19 protein-coding genes and 1 tRNA gene are annotated in these 21,651 nt (G+C 60.1%); 10 read left to right on the top strand and 10 right to left on the bottom strand.

What is annotated here, in order from left to right; genetic code table 11:
• Positions 1–13 precede the first annotated feature (13 nt).
• Positions 14–2,062 (top strand): ATP-dependent zinc metalloprotease FtsH, encoded by a 2,049-nt coding sequence (ftsH, locus tag U5K31_09750; protein ID MDZ7773003.1) that lies wholly within the window; start codon positions 14–16, stop codon positions 2,060–2,062.
• A 322-nt stretch (positions 2,063–2,384) separates the two neighbouring features.
• On the opposite strand, the gene U5K31_09745 is transcribed toward ftsH, so the two are convergent.
• Positions 2,385–3,932, bottom strand: a complete 1,548-nt coding sequence (locus U5K31_09745; GenBank protein ID MDZ7773002.1) for a Na+/H+ antiporter NhaC family protein — start codon at positions 3,930–3,932, stop codon at positions 2,385–2,387.
• A 135-nt stretch (positions 3,933–4,067) separates the two neighbouring features.
• On the opposite strand from U5K31_09745, the gene U5K31_09740 reads away from it, so the two are divergent.
• Together U5K31_09740 and U5K31_09735 are read left to right on the top strand one after the other, a co-directional pair.
• Positions 4,068–4,853 (top strand): lysophospholipid acyltransferase family protein, encoded by a 786-nt coding sequence (locus U5K31_09740; GenBank protein MDZ7773001.1) that lies wholly within the window; start codon positions 4,068–4,070, stop codon positions 4,851–4,853.
• Entirely contained in the window at positions 4,854–6,443 is a 1,590-nt protein-coding gene (locus tag U5K31_09735; GenBank protein ID MDZ7773000.1) for a glycerol-3-phosphate dehydrogenase/oxidase, read from the top strand.
• 9 nt (positions 6,444–6,452) lie between these two features.
• On the opposite strand, the gene U5K31_09730 is transcribed toward U5K31_09735, so the two are convergent.
• Together U5K31_09730 and U5K31_09725 are read right to left on the bottom strand one after the other, a co-directional pair.
• Entirely contained in the window at positions 6,453–6,704 is a 252-nt protein-coding gene (locus U5K31_09730) for a hypothetical protein (protein MDZ7772999.1), read from the bottom strand.
• Between the two features lie 552 nt (positions 6,705–7,256).
• Positions 7,257–8,063 (bottom strand): DNA/RNA non-specific endonuclease, encoded by an 807-nt coding sequence (locus U5K31_09725; protein ID MDZ7772998.1) that lies wholly within the window; start codon positions 8,061–8,063, stop codon positions 7,257–7,259.
• Positions 8,064–8,265: 202 nt separating this feature from the next.
• Here U5K31_09725 and U5K31_09720 point away from each other — a divergent pair, with 202 nt between their 5' ends.
• The gene (locus U5K31_09720; GenBank protein MDZ7772997.1) at positions 8,266–9,231 is read left to right on the top strand and encodes a patatin-like phospholipase family protein; all 966 of its coding nucleotides are present in this window, start codon (positions 8,266–8,268) and stop codon (positions 9,229–9,231) included.
• A 9-nt stretch (positions 9,232–9,240) separates the two neighbouring features.
• Here the strand turns inward: U5K31_09720 and U5K31_09715 are convergent, their stop codons facing one another.
• From U5K31_09715 to U5K31_09705, 3 genes are all read right to left on the bottom strand, one after another.
• Complete coding sequence (locus U5K31_09715; protein MDZ7772996.1) at positions 9,241–10,413, bottom strand: M20 family metallopeptidase; 1,173 nt, start codon at positions 10,411–10,413, stop codon at positions 9,241–9,243.
• A gap of 10 nt (positions 10,414–10,423) precedes the next feature.
• Positions 10,424–11,038: a flavin reductase gene (locus tag U5K31_09710; protein ID MDZ7772995.1), complete on the bottom strand. Its 615-nt coding sequence runs from the start codon at positions 11,036–11,038 to the stop codon at positions 10,424–10,426.
• Between the two features lie 280 nt (positions 11,039–11,318).
• Positions 11,319–12,815: a GNAT family N-acetyltransferase gene (locus U5K31_09705; GenBank protein ID MDZ7772994.1), complete on the bottom strand. Its 1,497-nt coding sequence runs from the start codon at positions 12,813–12,815 to the stop codon at positions 11,319–11,321.
• Positions 12,816–13,046: 231 nt separating this feature from the next.
• Here U5K31_09705 and U5K31_09700 point away from each other — a divergent pair, with 231 nt between their 5' ends.
• Positions 13,047–13,913, top strand: a complete 867-nt coding sequence (locus U5K31_09700) for a DUF4382 domain-containing protein (protein ID MDZ7772993.1) — start codon at positions 13,047–13,049, stop codon at positions 13,911–13,913.
• Between the two features lie 83 nt (positions 13,914–13,996).
• On the opposite strand, the gene U5K31_09695 is transcribed toward U5K31_09700, so the two are convergent.
• Entirely contained in the window at positions 13,997–14,434 is a 438-nt protein-coding gene (locus U5K31_09695) for a hypothetical protein (GenBank protein ID MDZ7772992.1), read from the bottom strand.
• A 195-nt stretch (positions 14,435–14,629) separates the two neighbouring features.
• On the opposite strand from U5K31_09695, the gene U5K31_09690 reads away from it, so the two are divergent.
• Positions 14,630–15,124 carry a hypothetical protein gene (locus U5K31_09690; GenBank protein ID MDZ7772991.1) on the top strand — a complete coding sequence of 165 codons (495 nt, stop codon included), beginning with the start codon at positions 14,630–14,632 and terminating at the stop codon, positions 15,122–15,124.
• 76 nt (positions 15,125–15,200) lie between these two features.
• On the opposite strand, the gene U5K31_09685 is transcribed toward U5K31_09690, so the two are convergent.
• A tRNA-Val gene (locus U5K31_09685) sits at positions 15,201–15,275 on the bottom strand.
• Between the two features lie 219 nt (positions 15,276–15,494).
• Between U5K31_09685 and U5K31_09680 the strand changes: the two genes are divergently transcribed.
• The 4 genes from U5K31_09680 (at position 15,495) to U5K31_09665 (ending at position 20,629) form a co-directional block, all read left to right on the top strand.
• Entirely contained in the window at positions 15,495–16,799 is a 1,305-nt protein-coding gene (locus U5K31_09680; GenBank protein ID MDZ7772990.1) for an acetyl-CoA C-acyltransferase, read from the top strand.
• 9 nt (positions 16,800–16,808) lie between these two features.
• Positions 16,809–18,935, top strand: a complete 2,127-nt coding sequence (locus U5K31_09675) for a 3-hydroxyacyl-CoA dehydrogenase NAD-binding domain-containing protein (protein MDZ7772989.1) — start codon at positions 16,809–16,811, stop codon at positions 18,933–18,935.
• A 105-nt stretch (positions 18,936–19,040) separates the two neighbouring features.
• A complete protein-coding gene (gene yajC, locus U5K31_09670) occupies positions 19,041–19,355 on the top strand; it encodes a preprotein translocase subunit YajC (protein MDZ7772988.1) in 315 nt (104 codons plus the stop codon).
• An 11-nt stretch (positions 19,356–19,366) separates the two neighbouring features.
• Positions 19,367–20,629 carry a bifunctional 3,4-dihydroxy-2-butanone-4-phosphate synthase/GTP cyclohydrolase II gene (locus tag U5K31_09665; GenBank protein MDZ7772987.1) on the top strand — a complete coding sequence of 421 codons (1,263 nt, stop codon included), beginning with the start codon at positions 19,367–19,369 and terminating at the stop codon, positions 20,627–20,629.
• Here U5K31_09665 and U5K31_09660 read toward each other — a convergent pair.
• Positions 20,619–21,233 carry a signal peptidase II gene (locus U5K31_09660; protein MDZ7772986.1) on the bottom strand — a complete coding sequence of 205 codons (615 nt, stop codon included), beginning with the start codon at positions 21,231–21,233 and terminating at the stop codon, positions 20,619–20,621. The two genes, U5K31_09665 and U5K31_09660, sit on opposite strands and share 11 nt — an antisense overlap.
• A 19-nt stretch (positions 21,234–21,252) precedes the next feature.
• Complete coding sequence (locus U5K31_09655; protein ID MDZ7772985.1) at positions 21,253–21,648, bottom strand: TraR/DksA C4-type zinc finger protein; 396 nt, start codon at positions 21,646–21,648, stop codon at positions 21,253–21,255.
• Positions 21,649–21,651 lie beyond the last annotated feature (3 nt).

Genomic DNA, 21,651 nt, shown 5'->3' with positions numbered 1-21,651 from the left:
CTGACACCTTTTTATGAGTAAAAAAGAGAAGGATTCCTCAAACGGGGACGGCCCGCCCGACCCCCCTAACCGTCCCGGGCCATCGGGTTCGGGACCCGGCAACCAGCGATACGTGATCTGGATCGTCATCGCCGGCCTGTTGCTGGCCTGGATGCTGAGTTCCCAGGACAGCTTCTGGGGAGGCAGCCCCACTGTCAGCTACAGCACCTTCCGCCAGCAGCTCACCCAGGACAACATCGCGCAGGTGACCGTCCAGGGTCCCACCATCGAGGGCGAGCTGAAACAGGAAGCCGCCCTCAAATCCGCCGAAGGCGACACCGCCTCCTACTCCACCTTCACCACCTACCTGCCCTCCTTCGGCGACGAGGAGCTCCTGAGCATGCTGGAGGAACACAATGTGAAGGTGTCCACCCTCCCGGAAAGCACCTTCAACTGGTGGACCGTCCTGCTCTGGGGCATTCCCCTCTTCTTCCTGCTGCTCATCGGCTTCCAGTTTTTCCGCCAGATGCGCATGCAGGGACAGAACATGTTCAAGATCGGCCAGAGCAAGGCCAAGCTTCAGGACGCCGAGATGGTGGATACCGACTTTGAAGACATCGCCGGACTGGAGGGCGCCAAGACCGAACTCAAGGAGATCATCAGTTTCCTGAAGAATCCCGACCAGTTCGAGACCCTGGGCGGGGAGATCCCGCGGGGCGTCCTGCTTGTGGGTCCCCCGGGCACCGGAAAGACCCTGCTGGCCCGCGCCGTGGCGGGCGAGGCCGGGGTGCCCTATTTCACCATCACCGGCTCCGACTTCATGGAGATGTTCGTGGGCGTGGGCGCCAAGCGCGTGCGCGACATGTTCGACAAAGCCAAGAAAAAATCGCCCAGCATCATCTTTATCGACGAGCTGGACTCCATCGGGCGCAAGCGCGGCGCCGGACTGGGAGGGGGACACGACGAGCGCGAACAGACGCTCAACCAGATGCTGTCAGAACTCGACGGTTTCGAACCCAACCAGGGGGTGGTGGTGATGGCCGCCACCAACCGTCCCGACATCCTGGACCCCGCCCTGCTGCGCCCCGGGCGCTTCGACCGCCAGATTACCGTGCACCTTCCCACCCAGCAGCATCGTGAGGAGATTCTCAAAATTCACGCCCGGGATAAAAAGATCGCCGAGGAGGTGGACCTAAAGGAGATTGCCCGCTCCACACCGGGCTTCAGCGGAGCCGACCTGCGCAATCTCCTCAATGAGGCCGCCCTCATCGCCGCCCGTTACAAACGCAAGGCAGTCGAGCAGAAAGACATCGACCAGGCGCGCGACAAGGTAATGATGGGACTCAAACGCGAGGGGGTGAACCTCTCCGACCACGAGAAAGAAATGCTGGCCTACCACGAGGCGGGACACGCCGTGGTGGCGGCCGTGCTCCCCAACGCCGATCCCCTCCACAAAGTGACCGTCATCCCGCGCGGCAAGGCCATGGGCGTCACCCAGCAGCTTCCCGAGCGAGAGAAACTGCTCTACGAGAAGAAATACATGCTCGACCGCATGGCCGTCATGATGGGAGGCCGCGCCGCCGAAAACCTCATCTTTGACACCGCCACCAGCGGGGCCGAAAACGACCTGAAGCAGATTACCAAGCTGGCGCGCAAGATGGTGCTTGACTGGGGCATGAGCGAGAAGTTTGGCAACATGGCCTTCGGCGGCGAAAATCAGCAGGTCTTCCTGGGCGACGAACTGGGTTCGCAGCGCGACTACAGCGATAGCACGGCCCGCGAAATCGATCAGGAGGTCAAGCAGATCCTGAAGCAGGCCTATGACCGCGCCCTTACCACGCTGGAGGAAAACCGCGACATCCTTGAGAAACTGGCCGAAGAGCTGCTGGAGAAGGAGGAGGTGACCGGCGACACCATCATGTCGTGGTTCAGGGAAAACGGCCGGCCGCAGAAGGAGGGCAGCGCCAAAGAAACGGAAGATACGGCAGACACCGGTCCCGTAGACGGACCGGACAACCAGACCGACGCCTTTACGGACGGGGCGGGCGACGAAACTCCTGGTAGCAGTGAGCAAGGACATTGAGGGTAGTTTCCCATCCAGCGGTCGATTTGGGTAAATAATAAAAACACACGCCTCTCGAGGCTTCAACTCCTACCTCTGGATTCGTCATGTGGAAAGAGTTTAAGGCTTTTGCCATACGTGGAAACGTAATCGATATGGCGGTCGGCATTATTATAGGGGCCGCCTTCACGCTGCTTGTCCAATCGCTGGTCGCCGACGTCCTGATGCCCCCTCTGAGCCTGTTAAGTGACTTTTCAGATTACAAGGATGCCTATGTGCTCCTCCAGCACGGCGTGCCCGTATTGTACGTCGCAGTTGGACTGACGCTTTCCTGTACCCGGCCTCAGACAAAAAACACAACCATCAGCGTCGAGAAGATCGCGCCGATGCCCGCCGCCAGGAGCGCCAGCGGAATCTGCGTGTAGACGTGGTCCATCAAATCACAGCCTGTCGACAGCGAAGAGAGAATGGTGGTGTCGGAGATGGGCGAGCACTGATCGCCGAAGACGCTTCCTCCCACCACGGCTCCGAAGCAGATCATGATAAACAGCTCATCGGGCAGCACCGCCCAGGCCAGGGGCATGGCTACGGGAAAGACCACCGCATAGGTGCCCCAGGATGTGCCCGCAGAGAAAGCAATGACCATGCAGAGCAGCATGAGAATGGAGGGCAGCATGACCGGGGTCAGGTGGTCGCCGGCCAGGCTCACCACGTATGGTGCGGTTCCCACTGCGTCCGCCACACTTTTCAGCGAGACGGCCAGGGCCAGGATTATCGCCCCGATGGTGACCCCCTTGCAGCCGTCCACGAAGCCGTCGATCACCTCCTTGAGCTCCATACCCTTGGCCAGGGCCAGGAACATACCCGCCAGCACGGCCAGTACGAAGGCCTCGGCAATAAGCAGCGTGGGATCCTGCATGCCCAGCCAGTACTTGGTGTAGGCGAAGGGAATGATGGCTACCCCGAGCAGAATGCCGATGGGACCGAAAAAGTCGATCAGTCCCGGACGGTAGTCCTCCGGTACCTTCATCTCAGTGAGTTCTTCGGCCGACAGCGGTTCGGCCCCCTCACGGTCCAGTTCGCCGGTGGTGCGTGCCCGCTCGATGGCCCCGCGCATCTTTTTCCCGGGTATCCAGGGCAGCAGCTCCCAGGCAAACAGCAGGGTGATGATCACGGCGAAAATGCCGTAGAAATTGAAGGGCAGCGAGGAGATGAAAAAGTTGATACCGTCCCCGGTCGTCTCAAAGAGGGGTATGGTTCCCACCACAAGCCCGGCGATGTAGATGGGCCATACGTTGAAGGGAATAATGGTGGCCGCGGGAGAGGCGGTGGAGTCGACCATATAGGCGGTCTCCTCATGGGAGACCCCGTGCTTGTCGGCGATGGGGCGCACGGTGGCGCCGGTCAGCACGGTGGAGATGGTGCCGCCCTGGTGGAAAACAAGTCCCATCATCCAGGTGAAAAATTTGGCGCTTTTCTTGCCGCGTACCATCTTTTGGGAGGCCCAGGCGGCGAAACGCTCCGCGCCGCCGGTGCGTGTCCAGATCCCGATGAGTCCGCCGAGCGACCAGAGGTACACCAGCAGGATAAGGGCAAAGTCTTCCGTGCCAATGGAAGGCAGCAGAAACTGGTCCACGATGTTCAGGTTGCCCGCAATGACCCCGCCCAGGGCGATGCCGACGAAGAGCGCGCTGATCACCTCCTTGGTCCAGAAAGCCAGCGCGATGGCCACAAGGGGCGGGAGCACCGACCACCAGCCGTAGTGATCGCCCTGCTTCGGGATCTCACCCGAAAAGACGATGCCAAGGAGAATCACCAGTACGGCGACACCCAGGTTGATCAGGTTTCCACGGGAGAATTTGTCGTACCACTTCTGCAGATGGGAATCCATAGACGCCGTTGCTATAATGATCAGAGGTTCAAGGTGCGTGGGTAAATCTCATGAAATGACTGGTGGCAAGCAAATAGGGCCTGCGTTTTTGTACTTGCCCCCCATCCTTCTATATTTCACCATTCCCCCGTTCCCATGAGTCGACCCGACCTACAACCGCTGGAATACCTTCGCAGCCTGCTCGGCATCCTTACCTTTCTGGCGGTATTCCTGCTGGCCCTGCCCGTGATCATGACACTGGTCCTTCTTACCCTGGGCAAGGCCACCAATTTCGTAATCCGCACCATCGGTCCCCTGATGATGAAACCGGTCTTCGCGGTCACCGGCATCACCTTCCGCATCAACCGTCACGCCCCGCCGCCGCAAGAACCGGTGGTCTACATCGTCAACCACAGCTCGACGGTGGATCTTCTGACCCTAATCGCTCTTGGACTGCCGCGCGTGCGCTTCGTGGCCAAATGGGAACTGCAGTACAACCCCATCTTCCTGGTTGTGGGACGTCTGACGGGACAGGTGTTCATCAGGCGGGGCGACTCCGATCAGGCGGTGGCCACCCTCCAGAAAGCCTACCGGCGGGTGCACCGCGACCGGCTCTCCCTGCTGATGGCCCCCGAGGGGTCTCGCAAGCATCCCGGCGTCATCGGACCTTTCAAGAAAGGCCCCTTTCGCACAGCCATGGATCTGGGCTATTCCATCGTGCCCATCTATTTCGAGGGCAACCGTGAGCTGAGCGTGGGTGGCAGCCTGCTGGTGCGATCGGGCGAGGCGGTGGCCCACTTTTATCCGCCCATCGACACCGGCGACTGGACCCTGGACAACTACGAGCACAAGATCCACGAGGTACGCCGTAAATACCTGCTCTGGGCGGGCGTGGAGGAGGACATCTCCCCGGACGAATACGGCGACCGGGGCATACTCTAGATGCACACTACCGAACAGGCCATGCACATGGACCGAGAAAAACTTCTTAAGACGGCAGCCTCCCGCGAGGACGAATGGGACGTGATCGTCATCGGGGGCGGGGCTACCGGACTCGGCGCCGCCCTGGAAGCGGCCTCACGGGACTACGATACCCTCCTGCTGGAACAGCACGACTTCGCAAAGGGCACCTCCAGCCGCAGCACCAAACTGGTGCACGGGGGCGTGCGCTACCTGCAGCAGGGCAACGTCCGCCTGGTGCGCGAGGCGCTCCGGGAACGGGGACTGCTTCACCGGAACGCCCCCCACCTGGTGCACAACCTCTCCTTTATCGTACCCATCTACGACTGGTGGGAGGGACCCTTTTACGGCATTGGACTGAAGATCTACGACAAGATGGCCGGGCGCCTCGGCCTGGGGACCTCCCGGTACCTTTCGCGGGAGGAGACGCTGGAGCACATTCCCACGCTCGAGCCCGAGGGCCTGGACGGCGGGGTTATCTACCACGACGCACAGTTCGACGACGCGCGGCTGGCTGTCAACCTGCTGCAGACGCTCCACGAGCAGGGGGGCACGGGACTGAATTACATGGAGGTGACCGGCCTGCTGAAAGAGGACGGAGTCGTGCGTGGTGTTCGCGCCCTCGACCACGAAAGCGGGCGGGACTACGAGTTCCATGCGAAGGTGACGGTCAACGCCACCGGTATCTTCACCGACACGATCCGCCGCATGGACAACCCGCAGGCCACACCCATGATCCGGACCAGCCAGGGCGTGCACCTGGTGCTCGACGACTCCTTCCAGCCGGGGGAGAGCGCCATCATGGTACCGCGTACCTCGGACGGGCGTGTGCTCTTTGCCGTGCCCTGGTACGGGCGTATACTGGTGGGCACCACCGACACCCCCGTGGAGGGGCCGTCCCTGGAGCCGCGCGCCCTAAAGGAGGAGGTGGAGTTCCTGCTCAGCCACGCCGCACAATACCTGACCCGGGATCCCGGCCCGGGAGATGTGCTGAGCGTCTTCGCCGGTATTCGTCCGCTGGTCAGTGAAGGAGACGACGAAGATACCTCCGCCATCTCGAGGGACCATACCTTGATCTCCTCCCCTTCGGGACTGGTGACCATTACAGGCGGCAAGTGGACTACCTATCGCCTGATGGGCGAAGACACCATCGATGAAGCTGAGCGCATTGGCAACCTGGAAGGCCGTCGTTCGGTCAGCGAAGGCCTGAAAATACACGGGTGGATGCACCCCGACACCGTGGACCTCGAGGCACCCTACGCAGAATACGGATCTGACGCGCAGGCCCTGCGGCAACTGGCCTCACGACACGTATGGGGAGAGCCGTTGCATCCCTCCCTGCCCTATACCGCCGCACACGTGGTGTGGGCGGTTCGGCAGGAGATGGCCCGCAGCGTGGAGGACGTGCTGGCCCGCCGCACGCGGGCACTGGTTCTGGATGCCCGAGCCAGCATGGAGATGGCCGACGAGGTGGCTGCCCTCCTGGCGGCCGAACTCGGACGTACGGCCGACTGGGCTGAAGCACAGGCGCAAAGCTACCGGAAACTGGCAGGGGAATACCTGCTGGTCTGAAAAGAAAAACTATTTTTCGCGGTAGAAATAGATCTTCTTGTTCTTGGAATCCTTTCCGCTCTTGATCTTGACGCCTTTCTCCTGGTTAAACTGGTAGACCGCAGTGCGCATCGAATTGACGTTCTTATCGTCTTTATAATTTACTTCGATGGCATCGCCGCCCACTTCCAACTTGTCCAGGGCTTCAAGAAGAGGTTTAAATTTAGATGACCGCTTCTTTGATTTTTGAATTTTTTCGCGTTCTACAAACTTAATATCCATGGTCTCATTTCGTAATTGTTTGCCGTTGATTAAGAAAGCAGTTTAATATATGCAATTATTAAATAAAAAGTTAATGATTCTAATATCTTTTTAAATGGAAGGTGATCCTAATTATTCTCTGCCAGGAAACAATAACAGGGTTGCAGGACATATAAGCCTGCAACCCTGTTAAAGTTTATCGTGTTTCCAGATACTGTTATTACTGTATCTGATAAAACTGATCATATACGTAATCCCAGAAGTCGGCCAGATTCGACCCTTTATTGTGGGGATTCTTGGATTTGGATGACTTCATGGCGTCCAGACATGCTTTTTCCTTGGCGTCGTAATATGCCTTGAGCTGGTGGGACGTGGGATTGTCTATCATTTCCTCAAACTTCTTCACTTTCTCAGGCATAGCTTCGCTCCCGTATTTGTTATCCTTGGTGTATTATAACGGAAATATGGGGTGAAAAATTTCCCTGCAATACAAAGCGGGCCGATTTTACCCTCTATTTCATACGGGAAATGCCGTTCATTGTTAGCCGGACGTGCAGGTGCTCATACCGGCAGCTACTGCCCGGAAAACCAGCGGGCGGCCCAGTCGCGTCCCATACCGCCTTCGAGTCGGTTCTGGCGATGCTCACCCAACTCCCAGAAAAAGTCCAGGCCCGAACGCTGCTCCACCTCGTCAATGGATACGAGGTAATCCATCACGGGCGAGGACCGCGGCGTGTTCTGGTCCATGATAAAGGCCGCCGTTTGCAGGCTATGCTCTCCGGGCACCGCCACGATCTTCCAATATCCGCTGGGTACGCGGTGCGTCTCGTCTGCTCCCGGAAGATCAGGCATCTCCTCTTCGTAGAGGGGACCGGTCATCACGTAGACTTCCCCGAATACCTTATCCTCTAACAGGGCGCGGATGCGGGATTCCATCACCTGCCAGCTACCGCTGTTGAGGGGACCCTTCTGGGGAGTTATATTGGACAGATAGTTGGTCTGGTGGGCGTGTCCCGTACCGTTGAGGGCCGCAAGCGGCGCCTGGTGACCCCGGTGGGTATTCAGCGCGACAAACGCACCTTCGTAGTCCCCGGGTTCCAGGGTCTCATCATCGTCAAGCCAGGGATCGACCTCCCAGTTCCGTTCGCCGGACGAACCGCTGACCGTGACGGGCGTAAGCCGGTAGGCCACCCAGTCGGCAAACTTGGTCCGGTCGTTGCTGCTCATCGCATAGAGGTCGCGGATGATCAGGTCGTTGGAGGCGGGCGTACCGATGGGATAGCCCTTGATAAAGTGCTTGGAATGAATCTCGAGGGGCTGCGCGGCAGCCGCATTCGCCAGGAAGGCGGCCAGCAGCAGGAGCAGGAGACGTCGTGTCATGAGATGGGAGCCGTAGTGAGCATGTCCGTATGCCATAACCGGCGGAGCGCGTCCGGTCTATATCATGTATGGTAGGGTATTCAGGCGACATTCGCCACAGGGGCTTCAGGAGGTGACTTCCGCCCGCGGTGCAGTCGCCATCCATCGCTGACGGTTTTTTGATACCTTTAACCTAAACCCACGCTCATCAACCCTATACGACATGAAAAAGGTACTGGCCATAGACGGGGGAGGCATCCGTGGACTCATTCCGGCCCTGCTGCTGGAGCACCTGGAGGAGGAGGCCGGGCAGCCGGTCAGCCAACTATTCGACCTGGTGGCGGGCACGTCAACCGGGGGCATCCTGGCGCTGGGACTGGTCACGCCATGGGAGGACGGAACGCCCCGCTATACCGCGGGAGAGCTGGCGGACCTCTACCGCACCGAAGGCAGCCGTATTTTTCACCGCTCCTTCGGCTACTGGCTGCGATCGGCGGGCAACCTGGCCGACGCCAAATACCCGCCCAAGGGCATCGAGGAGGTACTCGACCGATATTTCGGGGAGAGCCGCCTGTCGGAAGCCCTCACACCGGTGGTCGTCACCAGCTACGAGATCGAACGTCGCGTACCCTGGTTTTTCAAGAGCCGGAAAGCTTCCGATCCCGAACTCGCCGGCGAATACGATTTTCCCATGAAGAAGGTAGGCCGCGCCACCTCGGCCGCGCCCACCTACTTCGATCCCCTGCGCCTGGACGCGCCCGAGGACGAGACCGACTACTACGCCCTGGTGGACGGCGGCGTCTACGCCAACAATCCCGCCATGTGCGCCTGGGCCGAGGCTCAGGTAATGTGGCCGGGGGAGGATATTCTGCTGGTCTCCCTGGGAACCGGCAAACTGACCCGGCGCATCGCCCTTCAGAAAGCCGAACGGTGGGGCGTGGCCGGCTGGGCCACACCCATCCTGGACGTGGTCTTCGACGGGGTGGCCGACACCATCGACTTTCAGCTCCGCCAGGTGCTGCCGGAAAATCGCTATTATCGGTACCAGGTGCGACTCAACGAAGGCAACGAGGGCATGGACAATACCCGGAAGGCCAACCTCAGGGAACTTCAGCTGCTGGCGGAAGGCCTGATCGGGGAACGAAGGCAGGAACTGAATAATCTAGCCGGGCGGCTGGTCGCAGGCTGAGCGGCAGTGTCAGGCGCCCTTGCCTTCCCCGGTTTCGGGTTCCAGCAGCAGTAGCGAAAAAAGAGCCGCCCGGCAGAGGGTCTCCTCCAGAAAGATCTTCTCGTGCCATGCGTGGGCCCCCTCCCCCACCGCGCCCAGTCCGTCAAGAGTGGGGGAGTGCTGGTTGGTGAAGTTCCCGTCGGAAGCCCCACCAGAAGTGCCTTCCTGAAGATCCAGCCCCAGCTCGTCACCCAGCCGGCACGCTATCTGCCAGAGCGCCTCATTGGCCACCCCCTTCTCCATGGGCGGGCGGTTGATGTCGCCGGTTATCACCAGCTCCACCCCGTCAATTTCAGGCTCAAGGCTGTAAATGGCCTCACCTATCCTCCGACCCTCCTCCTTGTTAGGCACGCGGACGTCCACTACCGCCCTGCTGCGCGCCGCGATGACGTTGGAACGCTCTCCTCCCTCGATGGTCCCGACGTTGACTGATACCCCGCGCTGTTGGTCGTTCAGCTTGAAGAGCTGCTGCACAATGTGTGAGAGTCCCAGGATGGCGCTCACTCCCTCCTCCGGGGCCAGTCCAGCGTGTGAAGCCTTGCCCGTGATTTCGATTTCAAAATGTCCCACGCCCTTTCGGCGCGTTTTAATGCGCCCATCTATGCCCAGCGAGGGTTCCAACACAAAGGTGCGCCGGGCACGGCGGGCCTGTTCCATGATCAGCGCGCGGGAGTCCCCGCTGCCCACTTCCTCATCGCTTGTGATCAGAAAGACCGGCGGCAAAGCCGGTGTGCCGTCAAGTTCACGAATGGCCCGCAGCCCGAAGACCATCATGGCGAGGCCTGTTTTCATGTCGTAGACGCCGGGGCCGGAGATCTCGTTACCGTCGATCCGGAAGGGCATCTCCCCTAGCGTGCCCTCCTCCCAGACCGTGTCGCAGTGTCCTACGACGAGCTGTGCCGGTTCACCCGGCGGCAGATCCGGCGGTAAGCAGAGCAGTTGACCGGCCGACGTCTCCCCCTCCCGGTGCTCCACGCGGAAGTTCAGCTCCTCAAATGAACTCTTCAAGATGTCAAAAAGCTCTTCAAAGCAGTCGGGCCGGTCGGAGGGCGTCTCCACTTCCACCAGGGAGCGAAGATAGCCGGTAAAGGCATCCTCCCGGTCCAGAAACCACTGTTGAAATGCGCGCGCTCGTTCACTCATTATGCGAGGCTCACCTCTTGAAATTCCTGGGAAAGGGGAAGGCATGGCTTTCGTGTATCACCGCAAAGCGGTCTGGGTACAGGTAGGCCAGCAGGGGCGACCGGTAGATGCGCTTGCCTCCCTCCTCGTCCTCTCCCGTCCGACGCAGGGCCTTCTCGTGAACGTAGGCCGCCACCACCTCGCCCACCACCATTTCCCATTCGCCGAACTTGCCCGCAATCTGGTCCAGACGGCACTCCAACTGAAACCAGGCGCCCTCCAGCAGGTAACCTTCCACTTTGCGCGCGGGTACGGTGGGAAGGGTGCGAATCACGGGCTTGGAGTCGTCCTCTTCCCTCTGGGAGGCAGCCAGGCTGGAGGTAATGAGCTGGTCCGGGGCCGGGAAGCTGACTGTAAAAAAACCCTCCCTCTTCACATTCCGATAGGTACTTTTTCGAGGCGTCCCCATGAAGCCGAAATAGGGGCTGAATCCCATGGGCATGGCCATGTGCTTGGGAGCCAGGTTGTACTCCCCGTCCTCCTCGCGGCTGCCAATGAGCACCAGCGTATGGACGGTGTAGCAGCGGTTCCAGAGGTTGCGGTCGAGCTCGATTTCAACCATGGGTGAAGATGCGTCTTGTGCCATTAATCAGGGGGTTTGCTTGTTGAAAAGGCGTTCCCATTCCTCGCTTAGTTCCAGGATCTCCAGAATTTCGTGTAAAATGGGCGGGGGATCCACGAGCTCCAGTTCCCTTCCGGATTTCATCCACCGCAGGAGAAAGATAACAGCCTCGGTATCCAAAAAACGGCATCGCCCAAGATCCAATTTCAGACAGCTGACGTTGCTGTCGAGGCGTGCCTGGATGCAGTTTCTCAGATGCAAATTGAAAGTTCGCGAGACGGTAACCGAAACGCAATCCCCCCTCTTATGTATGGCGGCGGTACTCATCGGCAATTCGTTTTTTGATTTCCTTTCCAAAGTCGGAATAGACCTCAACCAGCTCCAGGTCGAGGGGTTTGTAGATTTTCTGCATTCTCAGGTAGTCTGCGTCTCGATGGAAGAGGGGAACCAGTCCGCTGTAGATAAATCCCAGGGAGACGATATGGGGAAACTGGGCAGGCGTTAGGGGATTTTCCAAAGGCAGGTCCATATAAGTTGCGTTGCGCTTCTCCTGTCCTTCCAGGCTTTCCAGCATGTCGCCCAGCACCTCCTGAAAGTCCGGACCGTATTTGTGCACGACTATCAGGGATGTAGCATAGGAGTAGTTGATGATCAGTTCAATTTCCGACCGGGGTGCCATACGCCCTTCTTTCGGCGTTGCCTGTTCGATCGGGACCCTCAGCTGTCGGTAGGTCTCCAACAGCATTTCCGTGTAAGGAGCGGGCAGGAAGACCTTCTTGGGAGACCATTCGGCCAACGGCAGGAAATCGACCACCACCGAGACAGGCTGCGGGTACTGCTCGTCAAAGCCCTTGTAAACCACCTTGCTGCTGGTCTCCGCCAAGAGCAGAGCAGTACTCACAAAATCGTATTTATGGTTGACGCGCTGGCTGACCGGATGGATGGTGACCGCCTTGCCGAAGAGCCCATGCAGCCGCTGCCGGCGTGCCTCTTCAATGAGCCGCTCCATCATGGCGCTCATCACTCCGCGGCGGCGATGCTGCGGGGATACCACCGCCTCCCCTACCTCTGCGATATTGGAATCCTTCTTGCGCAGCACGGCAAAGTAACCGATGGCCTCGCCGCTCTTCAGCCGGGCGATCACGCCCAGCTTCTCCTTGGCAAGCAGGGACTGCTCGATCTTTTTCGGGAAATAGAGGTCTTCCTTGGTATAGGAATATTCGTAGGTTCGGTAGATCAGTTTGGCCACATCTTCGGCATCCTCTGCCCGCACACGTTCCACTGTCCAGGCTTCACGGGCCTCATCCCCCGCCGTTTTCCCCTCGTCCGGTTCTCTGGGAGGGGCAGGCTTTAAAATCCGAGAGCGCTCCAAAACGGTATCCAGCTCACTCACGGGAAGGCGCTTGGAGAGATGAAATTCCTTGCCCTCCTTGCCCTTGTTGACGAAGAGACACTCATCGGTAAAGGCGCGCATGAGGCGCAGCCCGGCTCCCTCGAATTGATCTATTTCCAGGGCCCGGCGTGGGTCGTAACGATGACGGTCGGGATCGAAGGGCTCGCCCACCTCGCTGACCACCAGCTCCACTTCGGTCAGCGTATGCCGAAATCTCAGGTCGATGCCGTGGCGGCTTTCCCGCGGATAGGCGAACTGGATGATGTTGCTGATCAGCTCGCTCACAGCTACCGTAAATCGCTCGGCATCCTTTTTTCCCATACCGCAATTGCGACACCAGCTGTAGGCAAATTCGCAGACCGGATTGATGACCTGCTCGTCAACGGAAATATGGAGTTGTGCGTCCATAGGGCTATCATGCGGTGACCCGTCTGCCGGCCGGATGCCTGCAAGCCGGAATAGGGTAAATGTAAGGAAATAAGGCCTATCCAAATGGACGACAGACCTATTTGCAGTTGTGGGGAAATCCCCTACACTAGCCCTGCTACCTCCGCGCGGCATCGTGGAACATCCCGCGCATTGTACAGTAACAATACCATGCTGAAGCATCCATGTAATGCCCATTTAACGCTCAGAACCATGAAAGACCTTTCGACGACATCTCCCCTGCGCACCCTGATGAACAGCATCCTGGCACTGGCATTGCTGCTTGTGGTCGGCTACTCGTGCAGCGACACCCTAACGGGCGGGATGGAAGAAGGCAAGGGACGCATCGACATCCGCCTGACCGATGCCCCGGGCGACTACCAGCAGGTGAATATTGACGTACAGGGACTCCGTATCCGCCACCTGCCTCCCGATTCAGACGCCACGGAGGAAGATTCCAGCGAAAACGAGCAGTGGATCGACCTGGAGATGGAGCCCATGACGGTTGACCTGCTCAAGCTGCAGAATGGCGTAGACACGCTCCTGGCCAGCGCCGACCTGGAGCCGGGCCGTTACACCGAACTGCGCCTGCTGCTGGGCAGCGATAACACCGTGATGGTGAACAGTTCCCTGCGGGACCTGAAGGTCCCCAGCGGACAGCAGTCCGGATACAAAGTAAGATTTGACACCCAACTCGATGAGGGAGAAAACCTGGAGCTGGTCGTTGACTTTGATGCCGGACAGTCGGTGGTTAAGGCCGGAAACAGTGGCATGTACCTGCTGAAGCCCGTTCTCAAGGCGTTCGTGGAAAACGGAGGGGATTCCGATACGGGGTCCCTTGCAGGACAGGTCGAACCGGTCGAAGCCCATCCCAATATCTTTGCCATTATGGAGGACGACACCTCCTCCACCCAACCTGACTCCACCGGAAGCTTCCTTTTCCGGGGACTGGATGCAGGCACCTACCGCCTTTCCATCGAGCCTACCGGCGATGCGTGGGCCGACACCACAATTACAGACATCGAAGTGGAGGAAGGCGAGGAAACCGACCTGGGCACCGTTACGCTCAGCGGAAACTAATCCCCCGCAGGCCATCCCGCCTATAACAAACCCCGCAGCCCAGATTGGGCCTGCGGGGTTTGCTTTTTAATTCTGTCTACCGGCTACATGCCCGGCGAAGCCGAGGAGGTGTTGCCGGACGCGCCATATACGTAGGCTATAGCCATGCCGCCGGCGCCCTGTTCGATCATATGCCAGACGCCCTCAGCCACAATCATGGTAACAGTGCCGCCCTCAATGGTGCTGTACATGATGATAGAGATGGGTACCGAGAAGAGCAGCCCCACCAGCAGGCCAAAACGCAGCCCGTTGCCCATCACGCTGCTGCCTTCCACCCCCTTCGGATACATGTAGGCCATTAGCAGCGAGAGAACCAGGTAGGCCACTGCAATGCCCGGTATGCTGGGCATATCTTTGGCGATGGCATCCATGGGAGAATTCTCGAACATGGCCTCCATCAGGAGGGTGTGTCCCAGGTAGGCGAGAACAAACATCACGATCAGCCCCGTTACCGTTGCAATCAGGTACTTTTTGGCATCCATATGAACCCCGTTTCTTTGGTTGGTGTGAGTTAGAGGGTAACACCTGCCGTATGTACGCTGAAACGCAGTCTCTCCAGATTACTGTCTTTAAATACGGTTAAATCCCGGATACATGCAACGGAACAAGCGGGGCGGGCGGAGCTTCCGGCATATTTTGCTATACTTCAGGCGTCCCCGTTGAACCCAAAGCCAGCCATGAGATACTCCCCTGCTGACATGGTAATCAGGCCCATCCTCTTTCTGATGGAATACCTGCTGAAAGCGGCGGCCGGGCTGGCCGCCCTCATCACGCTGGCTGCGCCTGGATCCTTTCCTGAGAAACTGGCGACCGGCTTCGGGTCGCTGGGAGAGGCGGTCCGCCGCGTGGTAGCCTGGCCCGATCAGGCCGCATGGCTGGCGCGCGTGATCGAGGACTACAATACCCTTACTGCGGCCGCCTTCAACCAGCGATACGGGGGCGAGGCTCTCAACCAGGTCATGGCCCACCTGAACCGGGCGGTAGACTTTGGGCAGGCCGTCTACGGTAACGTGTCCCTGCAGCCGGTGGCCACCGTTTCGGCTGTGCTGCTGGCCTTCCTGGCCTGCTGGATCTCGGCCCGCGGCTGCCGCTTCGTCCGGCAGCGGGGACAGGGATCGTGGCTCACCCGCCGGGAGCGCAAATGGGGGGATAGGGTGTTTGAAAAGGATTAAAAAAAGAAGCCCCGAATGGCCTGGGAGGAGGAGGACGGCCAAACGGGGCTCTTAAAAAACGATAAAATCCTGTGTGTGGGTGGTACTGGATTCGAACCAGTGACCCCCTGCTTGTAAGGCAGGTGCTCTGAACCAGCTGAGCTAACCACCCCTCTCGGGATTGTTACGGGCAGGGCACCGCCCGGAAGCGATGTGCAAATATACGAAGAATGGAAATGCAGACAAAACGCTTTTCACCGGAATGTGCGGGGAAATGACTTACAGGTTAACACTGTTAACTTCCCCTTGACTCGCAGCCGCCGTTGGCCCATTTTAGCTTACCTGGCAAAGGAACCTCAATCTAACCTGCGCCTCCCGAGGGCGCCCTCCCATGGATGAATCCTCCCGACCCGAACGTACCGCCGTGTTTGTGGACGGCGGCCGTATTCCTTTCCAGCGATCCGGCACCGGGTATAGGGAGCTGATGGCTTATGACCTGGGACGCATGGCCATCGAAGGCCTGATCGGGCGTTCCGCCATCGACGCCTCCCAGCTGGACCGCGTGATCATGGGGACGGTCATCCAGGACGTGAACACCAGCAATGTGGCCCGGGAGTCGGCTCTCGGGGCGGGTGTGCCGGACTCCGTGCCGGCCCACACGGTGACCATGGCCTGCATCTCCTCCAACCAGGCGGTTACCAGCGCGGTGGACCTGATCCGCAGCGGACAGTGCGAGATCGTGCTGGCGGGAGGCACCGAGACCATGTCGGACATCCCCATCCGGTTCCGCAGGAAATTCCGGCAGAAGCTGCTGGACGCCCGCAAGTACAAGTCGCTGTCAGACTGGCTCTCCTTTTTCAAGGGCCTGCGTCCCTCGGACCTGCTGCCCGATATCCCCGAAATCGCCGAATTTTCCACCGGGGAGACCATGGGCGAGAGCTGCGACCGCATGGCGGCCCGGTTTGGCATCAGCCGGGAGGAGCAGGACCGTTATTCCCTCCGCTCCCACCGACTGGCGGCCGAGGCCACCCACAGCGGCAAGCTGGACGATGAGCTCTTCCCCGCGGCGGTGCCGCCCGATTTTGCCACCTTACAGCAGGACAACGGCTTCCGGGAGGACACCTCCATGGAGAAGCTCGAAAAGCTCAGTCCGGCCTTCATCAAGCCCCACGGCACGGTCACCGCCGGCAACTCCTCCTTCCTGACCGACGGCGCCTCGGCCTCGCTGATCATGAGCCGGTCCAAGGCGAAGGAACTGGGACTGCATCCCAGGGCCGTCCTCCGCGCCTACACCTATGTGGCGCAGGACCCGAAGGACGAGCTGCTGCTTGGACCCGCCTACGCTACGCCGAAGGTGCTGGACGCCATGGGACTCACCCTCGACGATATCGACGTGTTCGAGTTCCACGAGGCCTTCGCCGGACAGATCCTGACGGTGCTCAAGGCGCTGGACTCCCAAACTTTCGCCCGCGAGAAGCTGGGGCGCGACAAGGCTGTGGGGGAGATTCCCATGGACCGCTTCAACACCCTGGGCGGCTCCCTCTCGCTGGGCCATCCCTTCGGGGCCACCGGCACGCGCCTGGTGACCACCGCCGTCAACCGGCTGCACGACGAGGACGGCACCTTCGCCCTGGTGGCCGCCTGTGCGGCCGGGGGACAGGGACACGCCCTCATCCTGGAACGTCTTTCATCCTGACCGACTGCCATGAGCTACCTGGATATTTCCTACCGCGACGATGTGGCCGTGATCACCCTCGACCAGCCCGGCTCCCGCGTGAACACCCTCAACGAGGAGCTGATCTCGGAGTTCACCGGAGCTATGGACGAACTCTCCCGGCCCTCGGTGAAGGGCGTGGTGCTGGTCAGCGGCAAGAGAGACGCCTTCATCGCCGGGGCCGACGTGGAGATGCTCAAGAACAAGGAGGCGCCGGAAGACATCGAGGAGCTGAGCCGACGCGGCAACGAGCTGCTGCTGCAGGTGGAGAAGCTCGACAAACCGGTGGTGGCCGCCATTCACGGGGCCTGCCTCGGCGGGGGTCTGGAGGTGGCCATGGCCTGCCACTACCGCGTAGCCTCCCGCCATTCCAAAACCGTAATGGGACAGCCGGAGGTAAAACTGGGGCTCCTCCCGGGTGGGGGCGGCACGCAGCGCCTTCCGCGCCTGGTCGGCCTGCAGAACGCCCTCACCTACATGCTCACCGGCAAGAACATCTATCCCCGGCAGGCCTACAAGATGGGACTGGTGGACGAGCTCACCCATCGCGACGCGGTGCTTACCGCCGCGCTGGCCGCCGTGGAGCGCATGAACGCCGGCAAATTCTCCCGCAAGGACAAGCGGGGACTGCTTGCCCGCCTGCTGGAGGGCAACCCCCTGGGACGATGGATCATCTTCCGGCAGTCGCGCAAGCGCGCCGCCAAAGAGAGCCGGGGTAACTATCCGGCCCCCGCCCGCATTATCGAATGCGTGGAGACAGGCATGCGACAGGGCCTCGAAGCCGGCCTGGAGGCCGAGTCGAAGGCCTTCGGCGAGCTGGCCGCCACCCCCGAATCGAAGGCGCTGGTCAATCTCTTTTTCGGCATGCAGGGCGCCAAGAAAAACCCGCAGAAGGAGCTGGCGCGGCCGGTCCGCAAGCTGGGCGTGCTAGGCGCGGGACTCATGGGCTCGGGCATCGCCGACGTAAGCGCCAACAACGGCTACCGGGTGCTGCTCAAGGACCGCTCGGCCGAGGAGGCCGCCCAGGGCAAGCGGGCCGTATGGAAGGAGCTGGACAAGAAAGTATCCAAGCGCATTATCTCCTCCTTTGAGCGCGACCGCGTAAGCGGACTGATCACCCCGAGCGGGAGCTACAAGGGCTTTGGAAACGTCGACCTGGTCATCGAGGCGGTCTTCGAGGACCTGGAACTCAAGCGAAACATCCTCCGTGAAGCCGAGAAGGTGCTGCCCGACCACGCCATTTTCGCCTCCAATACCTCCTCCCTGCCCATCGCCGACATCGCCGAGGCCTCCTCCCGGCCGGAGCAGGTGGTGGGCATGCACTACTTCTCGCCCGTACCCCAAATGCCCCTGCTGGAGATCATCACCACCGACCGGACGGCCGACTGGGTGGCTGCCACGGCCCGCCAGGTGGGCATCGAGCAGGGCAAGCACGTGATCGTGGTACACGACGGACCCGGCTTCTACACCACGCGCATCCTGGCGCCTTTCATGAACGAGGCACTCACCCTGCTGGAGGAGGGCATCTCCATCCAACAGCTCGACCGCATTATGAAGGACTTCGGCTTTCCTGTGGGACCTGCCGCACTCTTCGACGAGGTGGGCATCGACGTGGCCGCCCACATCACCGACGTGCTCAATCCCATGTTCAGCGCCCGCGGCGCCCAGCCCAGCGACAAGGCCAAGAAGCTCCACGATGAGGGCTACGAGGGCAAAAAGAACGGCAGGGGATTCTACCGCTACGAGCAGAAAAACGGCGAACGAAAGAAAAAATCTCCCAACGAGGAGATCTACCGTCATTTCGGGAGCTCCGGCCGCAAGGAGATGGAGTCGGAGGCGGTGCAGCGCCGCATGAGCCTGGTGATGGTCAACGAGGCGTTGCACTGCCTTCAGGAAGAGATCCTGGACCGGCCGGAGGACGGCGACATGGGCGCCATATTGGGACTGGGCTTCCCGCCCTTTCTCGGGGGACCCTTCCGGCTGATTGACCGGGAAGGGCCCGACACGGTGCTCGCCCGCCTGGAGCGCCTCGAAAGCCGGCATGGCGAGCGATTCAAGCCGGCCGGCCTGCTGCGTGACCACGCCTCCGGCGACGGCAAATTCTATCCCGGCGGCTGAGACCGGCGCAGCCCCTCCTCCCCGCGCCCCAAATTGTAGGAAGGTGCCAAAAATGGTATCTTTGCCTTTTGCAGCACCATCCACACCAACCAAATGCACCCTTACATGTTCGAATCAGCACCGTTGTTGTTCATGGCCGGCCAGGAAGGAAGCGGGTGGACCAGCCTCATCTTCATGGCGGCCATCTTCCTCATTTTTTACTGGTTCATCATCCGTCCCCAGAGCCAGCGCCAAAAAGAGATCCAGGAGAAAGTTTCCAACATTGAGAAGGGCGACAAGATCGTCACCTCGGGCGGAATGGTGGCACAGGTTACGGCTGTTGAGGAGGACTCTGTACTGGCCGAAATTGACAAGGGCGTGAAAGCGCGCTTTATGAAAAGCTCCATTACGGACGTCAATCCCAACAAGAACGATAACTAGGCACCAGCGCCATGTCCGGCTCCACCCGCTTCGACCGCATTGAAGAAGCTGTCGAAGACATTAAACAGGGTCGCATGGTCATCGTCGTGGACGACGAGGACCGCGAGAACGAAGGCGACTTCCTGATGGCCGCCGAAAAGGTATCCCCGGAAGCGGTCAACCTGATGGCCAAATACGGGCGGGGACTCATCTGCGTGCCTATCACCCGCCAGAAAGCCTACTCGCTGGACCTGGACTACATGGTCAACGAGGGCGCCGACCCTGACGAGGCCGCTTTTACGGTCTCGGTGGACCATAAGGAGTTGACCACCACGGGCATTTCCGCCTCCGACCGGGCCAACACCATTCGCGAGCTGATCCGTGACGACGCCCAGCCGGGACAATTCCGCCGGCCGGGCCACATCTTCCCCCTCATCGGAACCGAGGGCGGCGTGCTGCGCCGCGCCGGCCATACCGAGGCGGCCATCGACCTTGCGCGCCTGGCCGGGCTCAGGCCCGCCGGCATCATCTGCGAGATCATGAAGGACAACGGGGAGATGGCCCGCATCCCCGACCTGGTGGAGATCGCCGACGAGTTCAACATGAAGCTCGTCACCATCAAGGACCTCATCGCCTACCGCATGCAGAACGAGACCCTGGTGCGCAAGATCGTCCAGGTGAACCTGCCCACCATCTACGGCGACTTCAACCTGCACGCCTTCGAAGAGCGCCTGACCGGCGACCACCACCTGGCGCTCACTAAAGGAAGCTGGGAGGAGAGCGATCCGGTGCTGGTGCGGGTGCACTCGTCCTGTATGACGGGCGACATTTTCGGCTCGAAGCGCTGCGACTGCGGCGAGCAGCTCCACCAGGCCCTTCTGCAGGTGGAGAAGGAAGGCCGGGGCGTGGTGCTCTACATGAACCAGGAGGGACGGGGCATCGGACTCGTCAACAAGCTGAAGGCCTACAAGCTGCAGGAGCAGGGCATGGACACGGTGGAGGCCAATGAGGCCCTGGGCTTCGAGCCCGACCACCGCGACTACGGCGTGGGGGCGCAGATTCTGCGCACGCTGGACGTGAGCAAGCTGCGGCTGATGACCAACAACCCGGTCAAGAGGGTGGGGCTGAAAAGCTTCGGTCTGGAGATGGTGGAGCGCGTGCCCCTGGAAGTGGGCGCCTATCCCGAAAACGTGCGTTACCTGAAGACCAAGAGGGACAAGATGGGACACGACCTGAAACTGAAGGAACTGGACCCCCACGATCCCGAATTCCTCGACAGCATTGTCAGGGAGTAGCTGTACCCTCCGGTGAAGTCTCCGCGGCCTCGTGGGCGCCGGAATCTCCGCGCGTCTGCGGATGCAGAAATTTCTGGTGGAAAAGAAGCAGCACGACTATGGCCACGCTTATGGCCGAGTCGGCGATGTTGAAAATGTAAGGAAAGACGGGATAACCGCCCAGCCAGGGCACCCAGTCAGGGGCGATCATGGTGAAGTGAATAAAATCGACGACGTGTCCATCGAGAACACCCCCGTAGCCTTGAATCTTCGCCATGATCAGGCGGTCGATGATGTTGCCGAAGGCCCCTCCGATAATTAGTCCCATGCACACCAGGTAGCCCGCAGTGGCATGGTGCAGGGTTTTCAGGATGTAGACCAGCAGACCCAGGGCGACCACGATGGCGACGGAACTGATGACCGGTGTGGGAGCCCAGTCCATTCCCAGGGCCATCCCCGGGTTCTGTGTGTAGTGAAAGGAGAGCAGGCCGGGAACCAAGTCCCAGTTCTGCAGCTCGGGAGTCGTCCGCACCAGGTACTTCGTGACCTGGTCGAGAACCACCACCAGTACGGCAGGCAGGCTGAGGGCCCAAAGTTTGGCGTTATGGGAGGATTCGATAGACACGCAGGGACAGCAGGTACGTTCAACGGCGTTTTAACTTGGCCTCGATACTGAGCTGTGTGTGGGGTACGGCCTCCAGGCGGCCCTTGGAGATTTTCTTGCCCGTCACCTTGCACACCCCGTAGGTCTTGTTCTCGATGCGCTTGAGCGCTTCGTCGAGGTATTTGACAAATTTGCGGGTACGGTTGTAGAGCATGTAGGTCTTCTCGCGCTCCTGGGCGTCAGTGCCGGCGTCCGCCATGTGAAAGGAGTAGGCCGACTCGTCGGAGGCGTTCTCCATACTGTCACGGAGGGAGTTCTGCAGCGATTCCAGCTCATTCTCGGCCTCCGACCGCTTTTTCAGAATGATCTCCTTGAAATACTCCAAATCCTCGTCCGAATAGGGAGATACGCGTTCATCATTTTTGGGGGATGCCATAAG

The sequence above is a fragment of the Balneolaceae bacterium genome, from assembly GCA_034521445.1.
Taxonomy (GTDB): Bacteria; Bacteroidota; Rhodothermia; order Balneolales; family Balneolaceae; genus JAXHMM01.
Note: the sequence above shows the minus strand (reverse complement) of the source record. Positions and strands in the feature narration are given on the sequence as shown.